Source organism: Franconibacter pulveris, from assembly GCF_056780215.1.
Genome location: NZ_CM165555.1, coordinates 3,693,327 through 3,711,769, shown reverse-complemented (window position 1 = coordinate 3,711,769; position 18,443 = coordinate 3,693,327). Strand labels below are relative to the sequence as shown.

The following is an 18,443-nucleotide window of genomic DNA, read 5'->3' as shown; positions in this document are numbered from 1 at the left end:
CTCATGGCGCCTTCCTTTGCGGACGTGATAGCCGTGGTGCCGGCTGCCGGAATTGGCAGCCGCATGCAAACGGAATGTCCGAAACAATATCTCACCATTGGTGAAAAAACGATCCTCGAACACGCGCTGGCGCCTCTGCTGGCGCATCCTCGCATCAGCCGGGTGATTATCGCCATCAGTCCTGGCGATGAGCGCTTTATGGCGTTGCCGCTGGCCTCTCATCCCCGTGTCCAGGTGGTGCAGGGCGGTGCGCAGCGGGCCGATTCGGTGCTGGCAGGGCTCAGGCAGGCGAACGACTGCAGCTGGGCGTTGGTGCATGACGCTGCCCGCCCCTGCCTGCACCAGGACGATCTTGAGCGTCTGCTCACCCTTACCGAAACCAGCGCCGTCGGCGGCATTCTCGCCGCCCCCGTGCGCGACACCATGAAGCGCGGCGAGCCGGGTAAACCCGCTATCGCCCATACGGTCGACAGAGAAGATCTCTGGCACGCGCTCACGCCACAGCTTTTTCCTCGCGAACTGCTGCTTGACTGCCTGACGCGCGCGCTCAACGAAGGGGCCACCATTACTGATGAAGCCTCGGCGCTCGAATATTGTGGTTTTCATCCTGAACTGATTGCTGGCCGCGCGGATAATATTAAAGTGACGCGCCCTGAAGACCTGGCGCTGGCGGCGTTCTATCTTACCCGGTTAACCCATATGGAGAATGCATAATGCGCATCGGACATGGTTTTGACGTACACGCTTTTGGCGGCGTTGGGCCGATTATTCTTGGCGGCGTTCGTATTCCTTACGAGCAGGGGCTGCTGGCGCATTCCGACGGCGATGTCGCGCTGCACGCCTTGACCGATGCGCTGCTGGGCGCGGCGGCGTTGGGCGATATCGGCAAACTCTTCCCGGATACCGACCCGGCCTTTAAAGGCGCGGATAGCCGCGAACTTCTGCGTGAAGCCTGGCGCCGTGTACAGGCCAAAGGTTACGCGCTTGGCAATGTTGACGTCACGATTATCGCCCAGGCGCCGAAAATGGCGCCGCACATCCCGCAGATGCGTGTTTTTATCGCCGAAGACCTGGGCTGCCATATGGAGCAGGTCAACGTGAAGGCCACCACCACCGAGAAGCTCGGCTTTACCGGACGTGGCGAAGGCATCGCCTGCGAGGCGGTGGCGCTGCTGCTTAAGGCTGGCGTATGATCGACGTGCATCAACTGACTTACCAGCATGGCAGGCCTCAGGGCAGCGGCGTGCTTAAAGCCAACCCGGAAGATTTTGTCGTAACGGAAGATTTGGGCTTCGAGCCGGATGGCGAAGGCGAACATCTGCTGGTGCGCATCGTCAAAACCGGCTGCAATACGCGCTTTGTGGCGGACGCGCTGGCTAAGTTCCTTAAAGTGCACGCCAGGGAAGTCAGTTTTGCCGGGCAGAAAGATAAGCACGCCGTCACGGAACAGTGGTTCTGCGTCCGTCTGCCGGGCAAAGAGATGCCTAATTTAAGCGCCTTTTCGCTGGAAGGGTGCCAGGTGCTGGAGTATGCCCGGCACAAGCGCAAGCTGCGTTTAGGGGCGCTGAAAGGCAACCACTTCCGGCTGGTGCTGCGCGAGGTGACGAACCGGGAGGAGATGGAAACCCGGCTGCAGGCGGTGCGTGACGAAGGCGTGCCGAACTATTTCGGCCCGCAGCGTTTTGGCATCGGCGGCAGTAACCTGTTGCAGGCGCAGCGCTGGGGCGAGACGGCTACGCCGCCCCGCGAGCGCAACAAACGCAGTTTTGCTTTGTCTGCGGCGCGCAGCGCGCTGTTTAATCAGATAGTCAGCCACCGTCTGAAAAAACCAGAATTTAATCAAGTTGTTGATGGCGATGCGCTACAATTAGCGGGCCGCGGCAGCTGGTTTGTCGCAGCCGCAGAAGAGCTGCCGGAGCTGCAGGCTCGCGTAGACGCGAAGGCTTTGCTTATCACCGCCGCGCTGCCTGGCAGCGGAGAGTGGGGGACCCAGCGTGAAGCGCTGGCGAACGAACAGCAGGCCATTGTTGAAGAAACAACGTTGCAGACGCTGCTGGTGCGTGAAAAAGTGGAAGCGGCGCGCCGGGCGATGCGGCTCTTTCCCCACGCTTTTCGCTGGGAGTGGTGGGACGAGGTAACTGTCGAACTGCGCTTCTGGCTGCCGGCAGGCAGTTTTGCCACCAGCGTCGTGCGGGAATTAATGAACACAACGGGTGATTATGCGGATATTGCTGAGTAACGATGACGGGATCCACGCGCCGGGCATTCAGGCCCTGGCAAGAGCGCTTCGCGAATTTGCCGAAGTGCAGGTCGTTGCTCCCGATCGTAACCGCAGCGGCGCGTCCAACTCTCTGACGCTGGAATCCTCCCTTCGCACTTTCACCTTTGAAAATGGCGATATCGCCGTGCAGATGGGCACGCCGACCGATTGCGTGTTCCTTGGCGTCAACGCGCTGATGCGTCCTCGTCCTGATGTGGTGGTTTCCGGCATTAACGCCGGACCTAATCTGGGCGATGACGTCATTTATTCCGGTACCGTCGCCGCTGCGATGGAAGGGCGTCATCTGGGCTTTCCGGCGCTGGCGGTTTCGCTTAACGGCTACCAGCATTACGACACGGCGGCGGCGGTCACCTGTACGATTTTGCGGGCGCTCATGCGCGAACCTTTGCGTACCGGCCGCATACTGAACGTTAATGTGCCGGATCTGCCGCTGGCGGAGATCAAAGGCATCCGCGTCACGCGCTGCGGCAGTCGCCATCCGGCGGATAAAGTTATTCCGCAGGAGGATCCGCGCGGCAATACGCTTTACTGGATAGGCCCTCCGGGCGAAAAGTGCGATGCCGGGCCGGATACGGATTTCGCCGCGGTGGAGGAAGGTTATGTCTCCGTCACGCCGCTGCATGTGGATTTAACAGCGCACAGTGCGCATGATGTTGTCTCAACCTGGTTAGACCGCGCCGGAGTGAACGGGCAATGGTAAGCAATCGCGTTCAAACTCTTCTCAATCAATTGCGTGCTCAGGGCATTCGCGACGAGCATGTGCTCGAAGCGCTCGCCCGTGTGCCGCGCGAAAAATTTATCGATGAAGCGCTTGAGCACAAAGCCTGGGAGAACGTGGCGCTGCCTATCGGTTCCGGGCAGACCATTTCTCAGCCTTATATGGTGGCGCTGATGACCGAGCTGCTGGAGCTCACGCCCGAATCACGGGTGCTGGAGATAGGCACCGGCTCGGGTTACCAGACGGCGATTCTGGCGCATCTCGTCCACCACGTTTGTTCCGTTGAGCGCATCAAAAGTTTGCAGTGGCACGCTCGTCGTCGCCTGAAGCAGCTTGATTTACATAATATCTCTACCCGTCATGGTGATGGCTGGCAGGGGTGGCAGGCGCGCGCCCCGTTTGACGCTATTATTGTGACGGCCGCGCCGCCAGAGATCCCGCCTGCGTTGATGTCGCAGCTGGATGACGGCGGCATTCTTGTGCTTCCCGTTGGAGATGAACATCAGCTGTTGAAGCGGGTTCGTCGGCGGGGAGATGAATTTATTATCGACACCGTGGAAGCCGTGCGTTTCGTTCCTCTGGTGAAAGGGGATCTGGCGTAATCCAGGAGTTTTTCCTGTTACTTTCAGGCGTTATCCGCGTATGGTGGGCTCATTTTGAGCCTGCCGGACGTGCAGAGCCACGGTCGTCGTAAGTAGTCACTGACAGATAACAATCCTGGGGGATAAATGAGCGCGGGAAGCCCAAAATTCACAGCACGCCGGGTAGCAACAGCAACATTCATTTCACTTTGGCTGGCGGGATGTTCATCCAATGACGCCTCTCAGGCGCCGATAAGTTCTGTAGAGGGAAATAGCGGCGCGAGCAGCAGCACGAGCAGCAGCGGCATGATGATTACGCCGCCGCCCAAAATGGGCACTTCTACCGCCGCACCGGTTTCCGCCCCCGTTTCTGCGCCGCAAATTCAGCCAGCGCAGCCTCCCGTTTCGCAGCCTCGTCAGGTTCAGCCTGTGGTCGAGCAGCCGGTGCAGACCGAAAATGGCCGCATCGTATACAACCGTCAGTATGGGAACATTCCGAAAGGCAGCTATACCGGCGGCAGCACTTATACCGTTAAGCGCGGCGATACGCTCTTTTATATCGCCTGGATTACCGGGAACGATTTCCGTGATTTGGCCCAGCGCAATAACATTCCAGCCCCGTATGGCCTGAATGTTGGGCAAACGCTGCAGGTAGGCAATGCTTCCGGTACACCGATCACAGGAGGCAATGCAATTACACAGGCAGATGCAAATGCTCAAGGAATTGTCTCAAAACCTGCACAAAATTCCAGCACGGTGGTTGCGTCGAAACCGACAATTATTTATTCTGAGGACTCAGGTGAACAAAGTGATAACAAAATGTTGCCTGGTAACAGAAATAACGGTGCTGTCGTAACGGCACCCGTTACCGCGCCAACCGTTAACACTACAGCCGAACCGACAGTCAGCAGTACGTCCACTAGCGCGCCGATAGCAGCATGGCGCTGGCCGACTGAGGGCAATGTTATCGAGAACTTTTCTGCTTCCGAAGGGGGCAATAAAGGGGTCGATATCGCAGGAAGTAAAGGCCAGGCTATCGTCGCTACCGCTGACGGTCGCGTCGTTTACGCCGGTAATGCTCTGCGCGGTTACGGTAATCTTATCATCATAAAACACAACGATGATTACCTGAGTGCCTACGCCCATAACGACACAATGCTGGTCCGGGAACAACAAGAAGTTAAGGCGGGGCAGAAAATCGCTACCATGGGTAGCACCGGAACCAGTTCTACACGCTTGCATTTTGAAATTCGTTACAAGGGGAAATCCGTAAACCCGCTGCGTTATTTGCCGCAGCGATAAATCGGCAAAGCATGCTTCTGTCAGGTGCTTTGCTCAGGGATCACGGGTAGGAGCCACCTTTATGAGTCAGAATACGCTGAAAGTTCATGATTTAAATGAAGACGCGGAATTTGATGAGAACGGAGTAGAGGCTTTTGATGAAAAAGCCTTGATAGAAGAGGAACCCAGTGATAACGACCTGGCAGAAGAGGAGTTGTTGTCGCAGGGTGCCACACAGCGTGTGTTGGATGCGACTCAGCTGTATCTGGGAGAAATCGGTTACTCTCCTCTGCTAACAGCAGAAGAAGAAGTCTACTTCGCACGCCGCGCGCTGCGTGGTGATATCGCCTCACGCCGCCGCATGATCGAAAGTAACCTGCGTCTGGTGGTGAAAATTGCCCGTCGTTACAGCAACCGCGGTCTTGCGCTGCTGGATCTGATCGAAGAAGGCAACCTGGGCCTTATCCGCGCAGTTGAGAAGTTCGATCCGGAGCGCGGTTTCCGTTTTTCAACGTACGCAACCTGGTGGATTCGCCAGACCATCGAACGGGCTATCATGAACCAAACCCGTACGATTCGTCTGCCGATTCATATTGTTAAAGAGCTGAACGTTTATCTGCGTACCGCACGCGAGCTTTCTCACAAGCTGGATCATGAGCCGAGCGCGGAAGAGATTGCAGAGCAGCTCGATAAACCGGTTGATGACGTAAGCCGTATGCTGCGCCTGAACGAGCGCATCACCTCTGTTGATACCCCGCTGGGCGGTGATTCAGAGAAAGCGCTGCTGGATATTCTGGCCGATGAAAAAGAAAACGGTCCGGAAGACACCACGCAGGACGATGACATGAAGCAGAGCATCGTTAAGTGGTTGTTCGAACTGAACGCCAAGCAGCGTGAAGTGCTGGCTCGTCGTTTCGGCCTGCTCGGCTATGAAGCGGCAACGCTTGAAGATGTGGGCCGGGAAATCGGTCTGACTCGTGAGCGTGTTCGTCAGATTCAGGTTGAAGGTCTGCGTCGCCTGCGCGAAATCCTGCAGGGGCAAGGGCTGAATATCGAAGCGCTGTTCCGCGAATAAGCTACGAAATGTAGTTTTCAGACAAAAAGGCTGGTCAAATGACCGGCCTTTTTCTTTTTATTTTCGTTGGTTACGGTCTTTGCAGAACAGGAAGATAAGCGCTATTGCTTATCCATCATCTTTCCAATCAATTGTGTAAAAAGCGCTCGCTCATCCGCCTCCAGTTTACCCAGAAACCGTTCATCCACCGCGTTGCCTACAGGGATAATGGCGTTCAGCAGAGATTCGCCTTCCGGCGTCAGATAGATAAAACGCCGCCGCTTATCAGCCGGATCGTTTTCTCGTCGAACCAGCCCGCGGCTTTCCATGCGACTTAGCATTTCCGCCAGCGTCGCTTTAGTGCTGACGGCTGCGTCGGTCAGCGCGACTTGTTCAATGCCCGGCTGCTCCTGAATCGCACGCATTACGGCATATTGCGGCTTGGTCAGTTCCGGCAGTTCGCTCTGCCAGCGTGACGTATGTTGTTGAAAAAGCTGGCGTAGCAGGTGAAAAGCCTCTTCACGAAGATACATGGCGGCTCCTGTTTTATCGTCCATCCCGCCATCATAGCCGCTTACGGCAGCCTTTATAACCTTTATAAAAATGAGCCATTCGTGCGGTTTTGCCCCTATGGGCTTGTTCATGCCGCTGGCTGGCGATAGGCTTAGTTAAAATGTTCGTATACGAACAATGTTGAGAGGTAACGATGAGATTAATAGTGGGCATGACGGGCGCCACTGGCGCGCCGCTTGGGGTAGCGCTGTTAAAAACGCTGCGGAAGATGCCGGAAGTGGAAACGCACCTGGTGATGTCGAAGTGGGCCAAAACCACTATTGAACTGGAAACGCCTTATAACGCCCGGGAAGTCGCAGCGCTGGCGGATGTGGTACATAGCCCCGCCGATCAGGCGGCGACGATTTCTTCGGGGTCGTTTCACACTGACGGCATGATTGTCATTCCATGCAGCATGAAAACGCTGGCAGGTATTCGCGCCGGCTACGCCGAAGGGCTGGTTGGGCGCGCTGCCGATGTGGTGTTGAAAGAGGGGCGCAAGCTGGTGCTGGTGCCGCGCGAAATGCCGCTTAGTACTATTCATCTGGAAAATATGCTGGCGCTATCCCGTATGGGCGTGGCAATGGTGCCGCCCATGCCCGCCTTTTATAACCATCCGAAAACCATCGAAGACATTACCCGCCATATTGTCGCGCGGGTGCTGGATCAGTTTGGGCTTAACGATCCGCAGGCGCGGCGTTGGGGAGGCCTGCACGATGCAGGCTCAGCGAATTCACATCATGCATAACAGGAGATTCACGCATGGCTTTTGACGATTTGCGCGGCTTTCTGCGCGCGCTGGAGGAGCAGAAACAACTGCTGAAAATAAGCGAGGAAGTGCAGGCGGAGCCAGATCTGGCCGCCGCGGCCAACGCGACCGGACGTATTGGCGAAGGCGCGCCGGCGCTCTGGTTTGATAATATCCGTGGTTTTACTGACGCGCGAGTGGTGATGAACACTATCGGCTCCTGGCAGAACCACGCTATTTCGCTTGGTCTTCCGCCCGCTACGCCGGTGAAACAGCAGATTGCGGAATTTATTCGTCGTTGGGATAAATTTCCGGTGACGCCGGAGCGTCGCGACAATCCGCCCTGGGCGGAAAACAGCGTAGACGGCGAAGCCATCAATCTGTTCGACATTTTGCCGCTGTTTCGTCTGAACGACGGCGATGGCGGTTTTTACCTCGATAAAGCCTGCGTGGTTTCGCGCGATCCCCTCGATCCTGAACATTTCGGCAAGCAGAATGTCGGCATTTACCGTATGGAAGTCAAAGGCAAGCGTAAGCTCGGCCTGCAACCGGTGCCGATGCATGATATCGCCCTGCATCTGCACAAAGCCGAAGAGCGCGGCGAAGATTTGCCTGTCGCTATCACGCTTGGCAACGATCCTATTATTACGCTGATGGGCGCCACGCCGCTGAAATACGATCAATCTGAATATGAAATGGCGGGGGCGCTGCGTGAAAGCCCGTATCCTATCGCTACCGCACCGCTGACCGGCTTTGATGTGCCGTGGGGCTCAGAGGTGATCCTGGAAGGGGTGATTGAAGGCCGCAAGCGTGAAATAGAAGGGCCGTTTGGTGAATTTACCGGACACTATTCTGGTGGCCGCAATATGACGGTGGTGCGTATCGATAAGGTTTCATATCGCACGAAGCCGATTTTCGAATCGCTCTATCTGGGCATGCCCTGGACTGAAATTGACTACCTGATGGGGCCCGCCACCTGCGTGCCGCTCTATCAGCAACTGAAAGCAGAGTTCCCGGAAGTGCAGGCGGTTAACGCCATGTATACCCACGGGTTGCTTGCCATTATTTCCACGAAAAAACGCTATGGCGGTTTTGCCCGCGCCGTGGGGCTTCGCGCCATGACCACGCCGCACGGCCTTGGCTATGTGAAGATGGTTATCATGGTCGATGAAGATGTCGATCCGTTCGATCTGCCCCAGGTGATGTGGGCGCTCTCTTCCAAAGTTAACCCGGCAGGGGATCTGGTGCAGTTGCCAAATATGTCTGTGCTGGAACTGGATCCAGGCTCAAGCCCGGCGGGAATTACCGACAAGCTGATTATCGACGCCACCACACCCGTCGCGCCGGATAACCGCGGGCACTACAGCCAACCGGTGAAAGATCTGCCGGAAACCGCGCAGTGGGTTGAAAAGCTCACCGCGATGCTCGCCAACCGTAAATAAGGAGGGAGAAATGATTTGCCCACGTTGCGCTGATGAACAAATTGAAGTGATGGCGACGTCACCTGTAAAAGGCGTCTGGACAGTATTTCAGTGCCAGCACTGTCTTTACACCTGGCGGGATACCGAGCCGCTGCGTCGGACCAGCCGCGAGCATTATCCCGAAGCATTTCGCATGACGCAGAAAGAGATTGATGAGGCGCCAGAAGTACCGACGATACCGCCGCTACTGGCGGAATCAAAGCGGTAAAAAACGCGTTGGCGAATTATCAAAAAGACGGGAGAGGCGCACTCTGCCCGTCTTTTTACTTTCGCCCGCGCAAAATCTGCCGTGCTTAATATGGGATAACCGTAAGACAGATAAGCGAAGCATTTTTACCATGCTTAAGACTGTCGCAAGGCGGGTAGCGAAGCGCCACCCGCCATTGTTCCAGCGTTACACCAGGTTTTTCAGGCGATAGATCCACTCCAGCGCCTGACGGGGCGTAAGCGAATCCGGATCAAGATTTTCCAGCGCTTCCACCGCAGGTGAGGTTTCTTCCGCGGGCGTCAGCAGCGACATCTGCGTGCCGTCTATCTGCGTGGCGGCGGCATTCCCTGAGAGGCTTTCCAGTTCGCGCAGTTTCTGGCGCGCACGCTTAATCACCTCTTTCGGCACGCCAGCCAGCGCGGCTACCGCGAGACCGTAGCTTTTACTGGCGGCGCCGTCCTGCACGCTGTGCATAAAGGCGATGGTGTCGCCATGCTCAATCGCGTCCAGGTGCACATTCGCCACCCCTTCCATTTTTTCTGGCAGCTGGGTGAGTTCGAAATAGTGGGTCGCGAACAGCGTCATCGCCTTAATGCGGTTCGCCAGACTTTCCGCGCAGGCCCAGGCGAGCGAAAGCCCGTCATAGGTGGAGGTGCCGCGGCCTATTTCATCCATCAACACCAGGCTGTGCTCGGTGGCGTTATGCAGAATGTTCGCCGTCTCGGTCATCTCCACCATGAAAGTGGAACGTCCGGAGGCGAGATCGTCCGCCGCGCCGACGCGAGTGAAGATGCGGTCAATCGGGCCTATCTCCGCCCGCTGCGCAGGAACGAAACTGCCGATATAGGCCATCAGCACGATCAGCGCGGTCTGGCGCATATAGGTACTTTTACCGCCCATATTCGGACCGGTGATGATAAGCATCCGTCTCTGCGGTGAAAGATTCAGCGGGTTAGCGATAAACGGCTCGTTCAAGACGCGTTCCACCACCGGATGACGCCCTTCCACCAGGCGAATGCCAGGTTTATCGGTCAGCGTCGGGCAAGTGTAATTCAGCGTTTCGGCACGTTCGGCGAGGTTGGCTAATACGTCCAGTTCCGCCAGCGCCGCGGCGCTCTTTTGCAGCGCCGGCAGGTGGGGAAGCAGCAGGTCAAAAAGCTCGTCATAAAGCTGCTTCTCCAGCCCCAGCGCTTTGCCTTTTGAGGTAAGTACTTTGTCTTCGTACTCTTTAAGCTCTGGAATGATATAGCGTTCGGCGTTTTTCAGGGTCTGGCGGCGGACATAATGGATAGGCACCAGGTGGCTCTGCCCGCGGCTCACCTGAATGTAATAACCGTGTACGGCGTTGAAGCCGACTTTTAGCGTATCCAGCCCCAGCTTCTCGCGCTCGCGGATTTCCAGCCGGTCGAGGTAATCGGTCGCTCCGTCCGCCAGCGCGCGCCATTCGTCGAGCTCTTCGTTATAACCCGGCGCAATGACGCCGCCGTCGCGCACCAGCACGGGCGGCGCTTCGATAATCGCCCGCTCCAGCAGTTCGCGAAGCTCGGTAAACTCGCCCATGTTTTCACGCAGAGTCTGTACGTAACTGGCGTCGCTTTGGGCCAGTATTTCCCTTAGCGCAGGCAACTGCTGGAAAGCGTGGCGCATACGCGCCAGGTCGCGCGGGCGAGCGGTGCGTAGCGCAAGACGCGCGAGAATGCGTTCCAGATCGCCAACCTGACGCAACACCGGCTGCACATCTCCCGCCAGGTCCATTAATGCGTTGATGGCCTGCTGACGATGCGACAGCACGGCTACGTCACGTACCGGCATATGCAGCCAGCGCTTGAGCATACGACTGCCCATTGGCGTTACGGTGCAGTCCAGCACCGAGGCGAGGGTGTTTTCGATGCCCCCCGCCAGGTTTTGGGTTATCTCAAGGTTACGGCGCGTGGCGGCATCCATGATGATGCCATCCTGCTGGCGCTCCATGGTGATAGAGCGAATGTGAGGCAGGGAGGTGCGCTGCGTATCTTTCACATACTGAAGCAGGCAGCCCGCCGCGCAGAGGCCGCGTACTGCATTCTCTACGCCGAAGCCCACCAGGTCACGCGTGCCGAATTGCAGGTTTAACTGCTGGCGCGCCGTTTCGATTTCAAACTCCCACAACGGACGGCGACGCAGGCCGCGGCGGCCTTCAATCAACGCCATTTCCGCAAAATCTTCGGCATACAGCAGCTCTGCCGGATTGGTGCGCTGCAACTCCGCCGCCATGGTTTCACGGTCTTCCGGCTCCGTTAAGCGAAAGCGACCGGAACTGATATCAAGCGTAGCGTAGCCAAAGCCGCGGCTGTCCTGCCAGATAGCCGCCAGCAGGTTATCCTGACGCTCCTGCAGCAGCGCTTCGTCGCTGATGGTGCCAGGCGTAACGATACGCACCACTTTGCGTTCCACGGGGCCTTTCGTGGTCGCCGGGTCGCCAATCTGTTCGCAAATCGCTACCGACTCGCCAAGGCTCACCAGCTTCGCCAGATAGTTTTCCACCGCGTGATGCGGCACGCCCGCCATGGGAATTGGCTCTCCCGCCGAAGCGCCGCGTTTCGTCAGCGAAATATCCATGAGCTGAGAGGCGCGTTTCGCGTCGTCATAAAACAGCTCGTAGAAATCGCCCATGCGGTAGAACAGCAAGATATCCGGGTGCTGCGCCTTGAGCTTCAGATACTGCTGCATCATGGGGGTATGGTCGGAAAAGTCCTTATCGATAGACTCAGTCATTTGATTTTGCTCATTTCTTGAAGCGAGGTACGGCCTGCGATGCCCTGTAGAAACGGCCATCTTATCATTGATAATCCCCTGCTTTCATCCGCAGAGCGCGCAATCCTGTTTCCCTTAAACGTCGCTGACAGTAGCAGCGTAAAAAGAAACAGGGGAGGGGAGAAGACGAAGCTTGCGAGTTGTTTCGCAAGCTTTAGCGCGTTTAGCGCTTCAGATTTAGGCGAATTGCGATAGGCGGCGCATTTCGTCCAGGATCGCGAGGAAAAGATAAAACCTGCAATATCAACCCGCTTTTTCAGGCTTATCAGCAAACGATCAATAAAGCTGCCTGATGGATGCGTGCGGCGCTTTCTCGGCTGGCTTGAGATGATCTACCATTAGTGCCACTTGTCTTCGAATGCCATAGGGATATTTCATGCTTAAGCGTCGCTACGCCGCCTTATTATCGACACTTGTTCTTCTTTCCGCTTGCAGCAGCAAGCCAAAAACGCAAGCGGTCGCCGCCACAGCCGGCGCGCCCGCCTCCGCGCCGTCAGGGGGCTTTCTGCTGCAGCCTCAGCACGACATGCTCATGCCCAGCGGCGATTTCGCTAATAACGCCGCCGCCCAGCAGTTCATCGATAAGATGGTGAGCAAGCATGGTTTTGATCGTCAACAACTGCATGAAATCCTTTCACAGGCGAAACGGCTGGATTATGTGCTTCGCCTGATGAATCAGCAGGCGCCGACTACGCAGCCGCCAACGGGGCCGAACGGCGCATGGCTGCGCTATCGCAGTAAATTTATCACGCCGGATAACGTGCAAAACGGCGTGGTGTTCTGGAACCAGTATCAGGACGCGCTTAATCGCGCCTGGCAGGTTTACGGCGTGCCGCCGGAAATTATCGTGGGCATTATCGGCGTGGAAACCCGCTGGGGACGCGTGATGGGGAAAACCCGCATTCTCGATGCGCTTGCCACGCTTGCTTTTGAATATCCTCGCCGCGCAGATTACTTTGCCAGCGAACTGGAAACCTTCTTGCTGATGGCGCGCGATGAAGGGGACGATCCGCTGGCGCTGAAAGGCTCATTTGCGGGCGCGATGGGGTATGGTCAGTTTATGCCCTCTTCTTACAAAGAGTATGCGGTGGATTTCAATGGCGATGGTCATATCAATCTCTGGGATCCGGTCGATGCCATTGGCAGCGTAGCGAACTACTTTAAAGAACATGGCTGGGTGAAGGGCGATGCGGTGGCCGTACCGGCAAACGGTCAGGCGCCTGGCCTTGAGAATGGCTTTAAAACGAAATACAGCGTCAGCCAGCTTGCTGTGGCGGGTTTAACACCGCAGCAACCGATCGGCAATCATCAGGAGGCGAGCCTGCTGCGTCTGGACATCGGCACGGGTTACCAGTACTGGTACGGGCTGCCGAATTTTTATGCAATCACCCGCTATAACCACAGCACGCATTATGCGATGGCGGTCTGGCAACTGGGCCAGGCGGTCGCGCTGGCTCGCATTCAGTAATTTTCTTCCCGCGTCCCGGCGCGGGAATCTCCTTTTTTGCCTGCGCTAACCTTGAATTTAGCCCGAAAAACGCAATGTAATCCTCTGCAACAAAGGGGAAGTGCTATTGTCAAACATGGGATCTGCTTACAATCGGAGCTGTCATGAATGACCGCGAAATGATGCAATTAAGTCAGCAACTTGGCGAAGCGTTGCGCCAACTCGGCGCAACGGTGACGACGGCTGAATCCTGCACTGGCGGGTGGGTGGCTAAGATGATTACCGATATCGCCGGCAGCTCCGCCTGGTTTGAACGCGGATTTGTTACCTACAGTAATGAAGCCAAGCAGCAGATGATTGGCGTCGACGGCGCCACGCTTGAGGCGCATGGCGCAGTGAGCGAGCCGGTTGTGCGTCAGATGGCGCTGGGGGCATTGAATGCCGCCGCCGCGACCTGGGCGGTCTCTGTCAGCGGCATTGCAGGGCCGGATGGCGGCAGCGCGCAAAAGCCTGTCGGCACCGTCTGGTTCGGCATCGCGAATGACCAGGGCGAGGTGCGAACTTACCTGCAAAATTTTCCTGGCGATCGTGAAGCGGTGCGGCGTCAGGCCACGGTTTTTGCCCTACAGACGCTGTGGCAAAACATTCGACAAAAAGCTTGATACTGTATAGCCATACAGTATAATGGCTGCAACAGAAACAAAGGCAGCGTGGCGCATAGTGCTTCACCCTGCATGACAGGAGTAAAAATGGCTATCGACGAAAACAAGCAAAAGGCGTTAGCGGCAGCACTTGGCCAGATTGAAAAGCAATTCGGCAAAGGCTCCATCATGCGCCTGGGTGAAGACCGCACTATGGATGTGGAAACCATCTCTACCGGTTCACTCTCTCTGGATATCGCGCTGGGTGCCGGTGGTTTGCCGATGGGCCGTATCGTGGAAATCTACGGTCCGGAATCGTCTGGTAAAACCACGCTGACGCTGCAGGTTATCGCCGCGGCACAGCGTGCTGGCAAGACGTGCGCCTTTATCGATGCGGAACATGCGCTCGATCCGGTGTATGCGCGTAAGCTGGGCGTAGATATCGACAATCTGCTCTGCTCTCAGCCTGATACCGGCGAGCAGGCGCTGGAAATCTGTGACGCTCTGGCGCGCTCCGGCGCCGTAGACGTGCTCGTTGTCGACTCCGTTGCGGCGCTGACGCCAAAAGCGGAAATCGAAGGCGAAATCGGCGACTCTCACATGGGCCTTGCGGCGCGTATGATGAGCCAGGCGATGCGTAAGCTGGCGGGTAACCTGAAAAACTCTAACACCCTGCTTATCTTCATCAACCAGATCCGTATGAAGATTGGCGTGATGTTCGGTAACCCGGAAACCACCACCGGCGGTAACGCGCTGAAGTTCTACGCTTCCGTTCGTCTGGATATTCGCCGCATCGGCGCGGTGAAAGAGGGCGATGACGTTATCGGCAGCGAAACCCGCGTTAAAGTGGTCAAAAACAAAGTGGCCGCGCCGTTTAAGCAAGCTGAATTCCAGATCCTTTACGGTGAAGGCATCAACTTCTACGGCGAGCTGGTTGACCTGGGCGTGAAGCACAAGCTGATTGAAAAAGCGGGTGCATGGTACAGCTACAACGGCGAGAAAATTGGTCAGGGTAAAGCTAACGCGACCAACTTCCTCAAAGAGAACAAGCCGATGGCGGAAGAGATTGAGAAAAAGCTGCGCGAGCTGCTGCTCAATAACCACGACGCTATCCCGGCCTTCGCCGCTGAAGACGGTGGCGACGACGCCGAAGAGACAAACGAAGAGTTTTAATGCTATAAGGGCTGCGAATGCAGCCCTTTTTTGTTTCCCTGATTGCTTATGACTGACGCCACTTCCCGCCGCACTGCTTACGCCCGCCTTCTCGATCGCGCTACGCGCATCCTCGCTATGCGCGACCACAGCGAGCAGGAGTTACGCCGCAAGCTGACAACGCCTTCGCCAGTTAAACCGCGTCAACAAGAGTCCCGCCAGGTCGCCGAAACAGACCCCGAACCTACCGCTGAAGAGATCGATCAGGTCATCGCCTGGTGCTATGAGCATCGCTGGCTTGATGACGAACGTTTCGCCGCGCAGTTTATCGCCAGCCGCAGCCGTAAGGGTTACGGCCCGCAGCGTATTCGCCAGGAGCTACAGCAGAAGGGCATTTCACGTGCGCAGTGTGAATCTGCGCTGGCGGAGTGCGATATCGACTGGGGCACGTTGGCGCGCGAGCAGGCGGAGCGAAAATTCGGTTCGCCTTTACCAAAACAGTACCCGGAAAAAGCCAAAGTGCAGCGTTTTTTGCTATATCGTGGCTACTATATGGAAGACATTCAGGACTTATACCGAAATTTTGCTTCCTGAAGCCATACGGGATTTTACTTCCCTGTGAAGAAAACTTATCTTATTCCCACTTTTTTCCGTTAAGCCCGGTAATGTTTGCGTACTCCGTACGTTACGCCGGGCGACGACATTTCGTTAGCTTGATTTCAGGATAATTATGAGCAAGAGCACCGCTGAGATCCGTCAGGCGTTTCTCGATTTTTTCCATAGTAAAGGCCATCAGGTAGTTGCGAGCAGCTCCCTTGTACCTAACAACGACCCGACTTTGCTGTTTACCAACGCAGGGATGAACCAGTTCAAGGATGTTTTCCTTGGTCTCGACAAGCGTAATTATTCCCGCGCCACCACTGCGCAGCGCTGCGTTCGCGCAGGTGGTAAGCACAACGATCTGGAAAACGTCGGTTACACCGCGCGTCACCACACCTTTTTCGAAATGCTGGGTAACTTCAGCTTTGGCGACTACTTCAAACATGACGCCATTCAATACGCCTGGGAACTGTTGACCGGCGAGCAGTGGTTCAACCTGCCGAAAGAACGTCTGTGGGTGACCGTCTATGAGACGGACGACGAAGCTTACGAAATCTGGGAAAAAGAAGTCGGTATTCCGCGCGAGCGCATTATCCGCATCGGCGATAACAAGGGCGGCCCGTACGCATCCGACAACTTCTGGCAGATGGGCGATACCGGTCCCTGCGGCCCGTGCACCGAAATTTTCTACGATCACGGTGATCACATCTGGGGTGGTCCTCCGGGGAGCCCGGAAGAAGATGGCGATCGTTATATCGAGATCTGGAATATCGTGTTTATGCAGTTCAACCGCCAGGCTGATGGCACCATGGAACCGCTGCCGAAGCCGTCCGTGGATACCGGCATGGGTCTTGAGCGTATCGCTGCGGTGCTGCAACACGTTAACTCCAACTATGAAATCGATCTCTTCCGCACGCTGATTGAAGCCGTCGCGAAAGTAACTGGCGCAACCGACCTCTCCAATAAATCGCTGCGCGTTATCGCTGACCATATTCGCTCGTGCGCATTCCTTATCGCAGACGGCGTGATCCCGTCTAACGAGAACCGCGGTTATGTGCTGCGCCGCATCATCCGTCGTGCGGTCCGTCATGGCAACATGCTGGGCGCTAAAGACACGTTCTTCTATAAGCTGGTCGCTCCGCTTATCGAAGTTATGGGTCCTGCCGGTGAAGACCTGAAACGCCAGCAGGCGCAGGTTGAACAGGTTCTGAAAACCGAAGAAGAGCAGTTTGCCCGTACGCTTGAGCGCGGCCTGGCGCTGCTGGACGAAGAGCTGGCGAACCTTAAAGGCGACACGCTGGACGGGGAAACCGCCTTCCGCCTGTACGATACCTATGGCTTCCCGGTCGATCTGACCGCAGACGTTTGCCGTGAACGCAACATCAAAGTGGATGAAAAAGGCTTTGAAGCGGCGATGGAAGAGCAACGCCGTCGCGCACGCGAGTCCAGCGGCTTTGGTGCAGACTACAACGCCATGATCCGCGTTGACTCCGCTTCGGAGTTCAAGGGCTACGACCATACCGAGCTGACTGCAAAAGTCACCGCGCTGTTTGTCGATGGCAAAGCGGTTGAGCAGATTAGCGCGGGCCAGGATGGCGTAGTGGTGCTGGACGAAACGCCTTTCTATGGCGAATCCGGCGGCCAGGTCGGCGATAAAGGCGAGCTGAAAGGCAACGGCTTTGTCTTCACCGTGAACGATACGCAGAAATATGGTCAGGCTATCGGCCATATCGGCAAACTGGCGCAAGGCGCGTTGAAGGTTGGCGATGGCGTGAAAGCGGAAGTTGATGAGGCGCGCCGCGAGCGCATTCGCCTTAACCACTCCGCGACTCACCTTATGCATGCGGCGCTGCGTCAGGTGCTGGGCACCCATGTAGCGCAGAAGGGCTCGCTGGTTAACGATAAAGGCTTGCGCTTCGACTTCTCGCATTTTGAAGCGATGAAGCCGGAAGAGATTCGTGCGGTGGAAGATATCGTCAACGCCCAGATCCGCCGTAATTTGCCAGTCGAGACCAATATCATGGAGCTCGAAGCGGCGAAAGCGAAAGGCGCGATGGCGCTCTTTGGCGAGAAATATGACGAGCGCGTACGCGTGCTCAGCATGGGCGATTTCTCTACTGAGCTGTGCGGCGGCACCCACGCCAGCCGTACTGGCGATATCGGTCTTTTCCGCATTGTTTCTGAATCCGGCACTGCTGCAGGCGTTCGCCGTATTGAAGCGGTTACCGGGGAAGGCGCGCTGGCGATGGTGCATGCGCAGAATGAGCAACTGCATGACATTGCGCAACTGCTGAAAGGCGATAGCCAGAACCTGAATGACAAAGTGCGCGCCATGCTGGATCGCACCCGTCAGCTGGAAAAAGAGCTGCAGCAGTTGAAAGCGCAGCAGGCCGCTCAGGAAAGCGCCTCTCTGACCAGCAAAGCGCAGGAGATTAAAGGCGTTAAACTGCTGGTAAGCGAACTCAGCGGCGTTGAGCCGAAAATGCTGCGCACTATGGTTGACGACCTGAAAAACCAGCTGGGCACAGCGGTTATCGTGCTGGCCACCGTGTCTGAAGGTAAGGTTTCTCTTATCGCAGGCGTGTCGAAAGATGTGACGGATCGCGTTAAGGCCGGTGAGCTGGTGGGCATGGTCGCCCAGCAGGTCGGCGGGAAAGGCGGCGGACGTCCTGATATGGCGCAAGCTGGCGGTACCGATGCGCAGGCTCTGCCTGCGGCGCTGGCAAGTGTCGAAAATTGGGTAACAGCTAAGCTGTAATAACAGTGAAGCGTGAGCGGGGCGCCATAACGGATTTGCCGTTATGGCGTTTTCGTCGCTACGCTATCTATAACGATAAAGTCGGGTTGAATTTTTCTGGATCGGCTAAACTTAGGTTTAACAGAATGTAATGCCGTGACTGCTTACA

General features: G+C 56.5%; 17 protein-coding genes. 15 read left to right on the top strand and 2 right to left on the bottom strand.

Annotated elements, in window-relative coordinates; all coding sequences use genetic code 11:
- Positions 1 to 3 precede the first annotated feature (3 nt).
- The 7 genes from ispD to rpoS all read left to right on the top strand — a co-directional run bounded on the left by ispD (position 4) and on the right by rpoS (position 5,936).
- Positions 4 to 714 (top strand): 2-C-methyl-D-erythritol 4-phosphate cytidylyltransferase, encoded by a 711-nt coding sequence (ispD, locus tag ACU4F7_RS17510; protein WP_029590967.1) that lies wholly within the window; start codon positions 4 to 6, stop codon positions 712 to 714.
- Positions 714 to 1,193 carry a 2-C-methyl-D-erythritol 2,4-cyclodiphosphate synthase gene (ispF, locus tag ACU4F7_RS17505; protein WP_481637443.1) on the top strand — a complete coding sequence of 160 codons (480 nt, stop codon included), beginning with the start codon at positions 714 to 716 and terminating at the stop codon, positions 1,191 to 1,193. Before ispD ends, ispF begins: the two co-directional genes overlap by 1 nt.
- Positions 1,190 to 2,239: a tRNA pseudouridine(13) synthase TruD gene (gene truD, locus ACU4F7_RS17500; protein WP_029590966.1), complete on the top strand. Its 1,050-nt coding sequence runs from the start codon at positions 1,190 to 1,192 to the stop codon at positions 2,237 to 2,239. The genes ispF and truD overlap by 4 nt, the downstream gene beginning before the upstream one ends.
- The gene (gene surE, locus ACU4F7_RS17495) at positions 2,220 to 2,981 is read left to right on the top strand and encodes a 5'/3'-nucleotidase SurE (RefSeq protein ID WP_481637442.1); all 762 of its coding nucleotides are present in this window, start codon (positions 2,220 to 2,222) and stop codon (positions 2,979 to 2,981) included. Before truD ends, surE begins: the two co-directional genes overlap by 20 nt.
- A complete protein-coding gene (locus ACU4F7_RS17490) occupies positions 2,975 to 3,601 on the top strand; it encodes a protein-L-isoaspartate(D-aspartate) O-methyltransferase (RefSeq protein WP_024557194.1) in 627 nt (208 codons plus the stop codon). The genes surE and ACU4F7_RS17490 overlap by 7 nt, the downstream gene beginning before the upstream one ends.
- Positions 3,602 to 3,727: 126 nt before the next feature.
- A complete protein-coding gene (nlpD, locus tag ACU4F7_RS17485; RefSeq protein WP_481637441.1) occupies positions 3,728 to 4,882 on the top strand; it encodes a murein hydrolase activator NlpD in 1,155 nt (384 codons plus the stop codon).
- A 61-nt stretch (positions 4,883 to 4,943) separates the two neighbouring features.
- Positions 4,944 to 5,936, top strand: a complete 993-nt coding sequence (gene rpoS, locus ACU4F7_RS17480; RefSeq protein WP_024551671.1) for an RNA polymerase sigma factor RpoS — start codon at positions 4,944 to 4,946, stop codon at positions 5,934 to 5,936.
- 101 nt (positions 5,937 to 6,037) lie between these two features.
- Here rpoS and ACU4F7_RS17475 read toward each other — a convergent pair whose 3' ends face one another.
- On the bottom strand, positions 6,038 to 6,448 hold the full coding sequence (locus ACU4F7_RS17475) for a MarR family winged helix-turn-helix transcriptional regulator (RefSeq protein ID WP_024557196.1): 411 nt from the start codon (positions 6,446 to 6,448) through the stop codon (positions 6,038 to 6,040).
- A gap of 173 nt (positions 6,449 to 6,621) precedes the next feature.
- Here ACU4F7_RS17475 and ACU4F7_RS17470 point away from each other — a divergent pair, with 173 nt between their 5' ends.
- Genes ACU4F7_RS17470 through ACU4F7_RS17460 form a run of 3 tightly spaced genes read left to right on the top strand, consistent with a single transcriptional unit; the run spans position 6,622 to position 8,904 of the window.
- Positions 6,622 to 7,215, top strand: coding sequence for a non-oxidative hydroxyarylic acid decarboxylases subunit B (locus ACU4F7_RS17470; RefSeq protein WP_481637440.1), 594 nt, complete (start codon positions 6,622 to 6,624; stop codon positions 7,213 to 7,215).
- Positions 7,216 to 7,229: 14 nt separating this feature from the next.
- Positions 7,230 to 8,657: a non-oxidative hydroxyarylic acid decarboxylases subunit C gene (locus ACU4F7_RS17465; protein WP_029590963.1), complete on the top strand. Its 1,428-nt coding sequence runs from the start codon at positions 7,230 to 7,232 to the stop codon at positions 8,655 to 8,657.
- 10 nt (positions 8,658 to 8,667) lie between these two features.
- On the top strand, positions 8,668 to 8,904 hold the full coding sequence (locus tag ACU4F7_RS17460) for a non-oxidative hydroxyarylic acid decarboxylases subunit D (RefSeq protein ID WP_481637439.1): 237 nt from the start codon (positions 8,668 to 8,670) through the stop codon (positions 8,902 to 8,904).
- 186 nt (positions 8,905 to 9,090) lie between these two features.
- Here ACU4F7_RS17460 and mutS read toward each other — a convergent pair whose 3' ends face one another.
- The gene (gene mutS, locus ACU4F7_RS17455; RefSeq protein ID WP_481637438.1) at positions 9,091 to 11,658 is read right to left on the bottom strand and encodes a DNA mismatch repair protein MutS; all 2,568 of its coding nucleotides are present in this window, start codon (positions 11,656 to 11,658) and stop codon (positions 9,091 to 9,093) included.
- Between the two features lie 415 nt (positions 11,659 to 12,073).
- On the opposite strand from mutS, the gene mltB reads away from it, so the two are divergent.
- The 5 genes from mltB to alaS all read left to right on the top strand — a co-directional run bounded on the left by mltB (position 12,074) and on the right by alaS (position 18,295).
- Positions 12,074 to 13,165 carry a lytic murein transglycosylase B gene (gene mltB / locus ACU4F7_RS17450; RefSeq protein WP_029590960.1) on the top strand — a complete coding sequence of 364 codons (1,092 nt, stop codon included), beginning with the start codon at positions 12,074 to 12,076 and terminating at the stop codon, positions 13,163 to 13,165.
- 143 nt (positions 13,166 to 13,308) lie between these two features.
- Complete coding sequence (gene pncC / locus ACU4F7_RS17445) at positions 13,309 to 13,806, top strand: nicotinamide-nucleotide amidase (protein WP_024557202.1); 498 nt, start codon at positions 13,309 to 13,311, stop codon at positions 13,804 to 13,806.
- An 87-nt stretch (positions 13,807 to 13,893) separates the two neighbouring features.
- Positions 13,894 to 14,958: a recombinase RecA gene (gene recA, locus ACU4F7_RS17440; RefSeq protein WP_029590956.1), complete on the top strand. Its 1,065-nt coding sequence runs from the start codon at positions 13,894 to 13,896 to the stop codon at positions 14,956 to 14,958.
- Positions 14,959 to 15,006: 48 nt separating this feature from the next.
- Positions 15,007 to 15,531, top strand: coding sequence for a recombination regulator RecX (gene recX, locus ACU4F7_RS17435; RefSeq protein ID WP_024559825.1), 525 nt, complete (start codon positions 15,007 to 15,009; stop codon positions 15,529 to 15,531).
- Between the two features lie 136 nt (positions 15,532 to 15,667).
- Positions 15,668 to 18,295 carry an alanine--tRNA ligase gene (alaS, locus tag ACU4F7_RS17430; RefSeq protein WP_481637437.1) on the top strand — a complete coding sequence of 876 codons (2,628 nt, stop codon included), beginning with the start codon at positions 15,668 to 15,670 and terminating at the stop codon, positions 18,293 to 18,295.
- Positions 18,296 to 18,443: the final 148 nt, after the last annotated feature.